The following is a 6143-nucleotide window of genomic DNA, read 5'->3' on the forward strand; positions in this document are numbered from 1 at the left end:
GGGTATTGGTGAATTGTGTGTTGGAGGAGATGGCTTAGCATTAGGGTATCTGAATCAGCCGGAGATGACAGATAGTCGCTTTATAAGGAACCCTTATAGTGACGATTTAGGTTGCAAAGGAAAGGTGTATAAGACAGGCGATTTGGTGCGTTATGGCAAGGATGGGTTAATAGAGTATGTTGGGCGTGTTGACGATCAAATAAAAATCCGTGGATTTAGAGTTGAATTGGGCGAGATACAACGACGATTAAACTGTCTGGATGAAGTCGTAAATGCTCTTGTTATGGTGAAATCAATTGACAAAATTGACAAGAAACTAGTCGCTTATATTGAGCTTAAACAAAGTGTGAATGATGAGCGTGAACAGGCGCTTAGTTTAGCTACTGCGTTATCGACTGAACTGCCAGTTTACATGGTACCAGCTGCGTTTGTGTTTATGAATGAATGGCCACTAACGACAAATGGTAAAATTGATAAAAAAGCACTACCAGAAGCTGATATTAATTTGATGCAAACTGGTTATGTAGCGCCACAGAATATATTAGAAAATCAGTTAGTGGTAATTTGGGGGGAGTTGTTAAAAATAGAATCAGCGATTATAAGCACTACTGCAAATTTCTTTGAGCTGGGTGGTCACTCATTGTTGATTATGAAGTTGTTACAGAGGATTAATGAAGAATTGGGTGTTGATCTACAAATACCAGATCTTTATCGCTGTGAGAATATTCAACAAATCTCAGGCTTTATCAATTCTATTCAGGCAATTCACACCCAAGGATCGGTAATTGAGGAAGATAACATTGAATTTGAGGATTTTGAGCTATGAGTGTTGAGTTACTTTTTCAACAGCTTCAACAAGCAGGTGTAATTTTTAAATCAGAAAATGATAAAATCACACTTAAATTGCCCAAGCAATTGGATAACCAATTAAAGCAGTCATTGGCAAGTAATAAAGATGCGCTTAAAACTTTTTTAAAACAGTTGTATGGACATAGTAATAAAAAGCCTAAATTATGTAAAGCTAAAAGCGAACACGTTGAGCTTTCTTTTGCTCAACAAAGACTTTGGGTTATAGACCAGCTACAAGGTTCTTCTGCTGAATATAATATGCCACAAGCCTATCAAACTTATGGTGAGCTTGACTTAGACCTTGTTGAGCAAGTATTTACTAAAATTATTAGTCGCCATGAAATATTGAGAACCGTTTATCTACATCGTAATGGTGAAGCAATACAAAAAGTGCAAAAAAAGACTGATTTCTGTTTGAGTCGTCATGATTTAAGTGGTTTGAATAGTGAGGAAAAACATCAGAAATTAGAACAGTTGATAGCAGAGGATGCACAAACTCCGTTTGATCTAAGTACTGATCTTATGTTGCGTGTAGCGTATGTTAATCTAGGCGTACTTGAAGATGAGTCATCGCAACATGGGTTTTTACTTTTCAATATGCATCATATTGCGTCTGACGGCTGGTCGATGGCTGTATTGAGTAAAGAGTTTTTTATTCTGTACGCTAGCCTATCTCAAAAACTTACTGAGTCGTTACCAGAGCTACCCATTCAATACAGAGATTATGCACAATGGCAAAGGGAATGGCTGCATGGTGATATATTGGCATCGCAATTAGAGTATTGGCGCATTCAGTTGGCTGATTTGCCTGCGCTGCATAGCTTGCCTCTGAGTTATATTCGACCAAATAAAAAACAATATGTCGGCGGCTGCTTATCTACTTCGTTGCCCAGTATTGTTGCAAATAAATTGCAACAATTGGCACAACAGCATCAATTGACTTCCTTTATGGTACTGCATGCAGCTTTAGCTTTAGCTCTGTCTCGTTTTTCTACAAGCAATGACATCGTAGTTGGTACCCCTATCGCAAATCGTAGCGAAGCTGAACTACAAACCTTAATCGGTTTTTTTGTCAATTCATTGGTGCTTCGCGTAAATACTCTATATGAGACCCTTGATGATTATTTGAATCATGTTCGTAGTGTGCATAAGGATGCACAATCTAATCAAGATGTGCCATTCGAACAAATTGTTGAAACGCTAAATGTGTGTCGTGATAGTGCATATAGTCCACTATTTCAAATTGTATTAACCACTAACTCTGATTTTGGTGTGGGATCAGGACAAACTCAAAAAATCGAATTATCAGAGTTGACTCTGGAACCTGTTGCCTGCGAAACACCGATTTGTAAATTCGATCTTGAGCTTAATCTTAGTGTTCATGAGGGCGGAATTGACATACATTGGACTTATGATAAAGCGTTATTTAAAAGTGAGTTTATTTCACGCTTAAATAACCAGCTAAATATTGTGCTAGAACGGATGGCACAAAGTGCGACAAAATTGGCACCAATAGAGCTTAATCAAGTTTCGGCGTTACACCCTGATGAGCAAGACAAGTTGCAACATTTGTTGCAAACAAAAGTAATAGATTTAGTGGAGTACCGCACTATTACTGAGTTATTTGAATCTAGTGTTACTGCTGCACCTGATAGCATTGCACTTGTGTGTGCCAAGCAAGCGTTTACTTATGGGGAACTGGATCGTGCATCTAACCGTCTTGGTCATTATCTTACTGAACAAGGCTATTTGAATACACAGAAAACGATTGGTTTGTTATTACCTCGTTCGGCTGAAACGATAGTTGCTATGTTGGCGGTGTTAAAGGTTGGCTGTGCTTATGTACCGTTAAATCCTGATTATCCACAAGCGAGGTTGGATTATATACTTGAAGATGCTCAGGTGGATTTGGTCATTACTATTGATTTTTTGAGTTCTCTTCTAGCAAATACTGATATTGTGCTTGTTATATTAAATGATGATATGTCTATTAAACTTCCTGAGGCTGAAGAATTAAGCCGTTATGGTCGAGAAAAATTAGCGGCTAAGCCTATTTTAGCAAGTGATCCTGCATATGTGATCTATACCTCAGGTTCAACGGGATATCCTAAAGGTGTCGTGGTACCACATAGGGCAGTTAGTCGTTTAGTCACAGAACCTAACTTTATGACGTTAAACCAAGATACGGTGTTTCTACAAGCAGCTAATGTCGCATTTGATGCAGCTACTTTAGAAATTTGGGGACCACTATTAAATGGCGGGAAATGTGTTATTTATCCTCAACGCCACATTGAACTGAAGCAATTAAATCAATTAATTGCCTACCATAATGTCAACTCACTTTGGCTGACCTCTGGCTTGTTTAGCGAATGGAGTAAAGAGAGTTTAGTTGATTTACCGTTGCAATACATTCTTGCCGGTGGAGATGTACTTGAATCACTAGCCGTTAGTCGTGTTCAGGCTATGCTACCAAAAGCACAACTTATTAACGGTTACGGACCGACTGAAAATACTACTTTTACTTGCTGTTATTCAATTCCTGCAAACTTTGATGCTATTACCAATGTACCTATTGGTTTACCGCTGAGGGGAGATCAGGTTTTGATCCTCAACGAAAACTCATTGGTACCTTATGGTTGTATTGGTGAGTTGTGTGTTAGTGGAGCCGGTTTAGCATTGGGTTATCTCAATAAAGATGACCTTACGCAACAAAGCTTTGTCAATAATCCTATTTATCAGGCTACGGATTCAAATATCTATAAAAAGCTATATCGCAGTGGCGATTTGGTTCGTTACAATTCCGACGGAATTATTGAGTATATGGGTCGTGTTGATGATCAAATTAAAATTCGAGGTTTTAGGGTTGAACTGGGCGAAATTGAACAACAAATCACGCAATTGAGCGAAGTAACAAGTGCTTTGGTGGTAGTTAGCAGTGACCATAAAATCAAACGTTTGGTTGCGTATGTTGAATTAAGTGTGGCAGGTCAGCAGCGAGTAGAAGATGGAGATTATAATAATGAGCAGTTAGCTTGTGAACTTAAACACAGACTGCCCGATTATATGGTACCTTCGGCATTTGTGACTGTTACAGCTTGGCCACTTACTAATAATGGAAAAATTGATCGTAAAGCTTTGCCTAAGGCTGACTTTGTTAGCGAAGACGATTATCAATCACCAAAAAATAAAGAAGAAAAAGTATTAGTTGAAATTTGGTCTGAGTTATTGGCAATTGAGCAAGAAACACTGAGTACCAAGGCGAATTTTTTTGCTTTAGGCGGCCATTCCTTGCTGATAATTCAGTTAATCGCAAAATTAAAAGAACGAGATTATAAGGTAGATACACAGGCAATATTTGCGTGTACTAGCTTGGCTGTCATGGCTGAACTACTTCAGCCAAATAGTGTTAATGGAAATGATTTTCAGGTACCAGATAACTTGATCCCATCTCAATGTGATTATATTACGCCTGAAATGTTGAATTTGATTGATTTATCACAAAGCGAGATAGATGAAATAACAGCTCAAGTTTCAGGTGGAGTACAAAATGTTCAAGATATTTATCCGTTGGCTCCACTGCAACAAGGAATGCTTGCAATACATACTTTAACAGATGGACGTGATCCTTATGTAACTACCGTTGCGTTTGAATTTAGTGAAAAACCGTTATTAGATATTTTACTTAATCAACTTAATACTATGATCGCGCGACATGATGTTCTGCGTACCGGAATTTTGTGGCGTGGCCGTACAGAAGCTGTGCAAGTGGTGTTAAGATCCGTTAGCCTAAATTTAGAATGGTTGCCTGTCAGTTCGACACAACAGCCAAGACAAGTATTTCAAAATTACGTTACACACGGTGAACATCGAATTGAGCTCGAATCAAGCCCTTTGATGCAGTTGCAAGCGATGAATGATAATGGGCGTATTTATGTCGTGCTTAAAGTGCATCATTTGCTGATAGATCATGTATCTCTAGACATTTTAATGGAAGAGTTAGCGTTGCTTGATGAAGATCAACAACATCAACTACCAGATGCAATACCCTATCGGCACTTTATTGCTAGGGTGTTACATAATAATCAGCATCAAGACAATAGCGCATATTTTCACGATATACTAAGTAGTTATACTCAACCTGCTTATCCATTTGGTCTAAGTGAAGTTAATGGCAATGGTACTGAAATAGTAGAATACAAGACCAAATTATCAATCGATTTAGCAGAGCGGATCCGTTGCTTGGCTCAAGCAAAAGATATGAGTCCTGCAGCAATGTTTCATCTTGCTTGGGCTATAGTAATAGCTGCTTGTGCGGGGCAAAAAGACGTCGTATTCGGTACTGTTTTATCCGGGCGTTTTCAGGGGGGGCCTGGAGTCGAACGGATGCTGGGTATGATGATTAATACGCTTCCTTTTCGGGTCACGCTTGCTGGGAAAAATGTACTTGAATTGTTAAGTTCAGTTAACGAAGGATTACAATCATTATTGGCTTATGAGCAGGCTTCGCTATCTGAAGCAATGAGAGAAAGCGGGCTAGAGGGTAATATTCCATTATTCAGCGCTGTGATTAATTATCGTCACTCTCACGACATTGCTGCTACGGATGAACAAACAGATTTAAAACTATTAGGGGTTAGAGAGCGTACTAATTATCCATTTGTATTGTCGGTGGATGATTTGCAAACAGGGTTTGCTTTAAATTTACAAGTAGATAATAAAGTTAAACCAGAAAATATTATAGCTTATATGATCACTGCGCTAGAGAAGTTAGTGCTTGCATTGACTGAAGATCACAATACAACGATGTGTGCACTATCTGTTGTACATGAAGCAGAATGTTATCAGCTATTATCAGCATTGAACGATACACAGCAGAGTTATCAGCATGATATTTGTATTCATGAATTATTTGAAGCGCAGGCAGCAGCTAACCCAACGGATACAGCATTACACTTTGGTGAGCAGACACTCAGTTATGGAGAACTTAATGCCAAAGCAAATCAGTTAGCACATTACTTACGAGATAACCACCATGTTGGGCCAGAGAGTCTTGTGGGTTTGTGTGTTGAGCGTTCGTTAGAAATGGTGATAGGCATTTGGGGTATTTTAAAGGCCGGTGGTGCCTATGTGCCGTTAGATCCTGCACTGCCATCAGCCCGTCTTCAGTATTTAGTTAATGATGCCAATACACATGTCGTATTGAGTGTGAAAGCGGTCACTGAATACGTAGAGCTAAGCAGTGCAACCGTGGTATTACTTGATCAACTAGGGAGTGTATCTGAGCATCAATTTTC

At 38.9% G+C, this 6143-nt stretch carries 2 protein-coding genes; both read left to right on the forward strand.

Annotation, left to right across the window (positions count from 1 at the left end; translation table 11 throughout):
- The coding region (locus tag ACJJVZ_RS19905; protein WP_405621710.1) for a phosphopantetheine-binding protein at positions 1-826 on the forward strand (826 nt) is incomplete at its 5' end.
- A partial coding sequence (locus ACJJVZ_RS19910) for an amino acid adenylation domain-containing protein (protein WP_405621713.1) occupies positions 823-6143 on the forward strand: 5321 nt, incomplete at its 3' end. The genes ACJJVZ_RS19905 and ACJJVZ_RS19910, both read left to right, overlap by 4 nt.

This window comes from Pseudoalteromonas sp. Ld19 (genome assembly GCF_045064135.1).
Taxonomy (GTDB): Bacteria; Pseudomonadota; Gammaproteobacteria; order Enterobacterales; family Alteromonadaceae; genus Pseudoalteromonas; species Pseudoalteromonas aliena.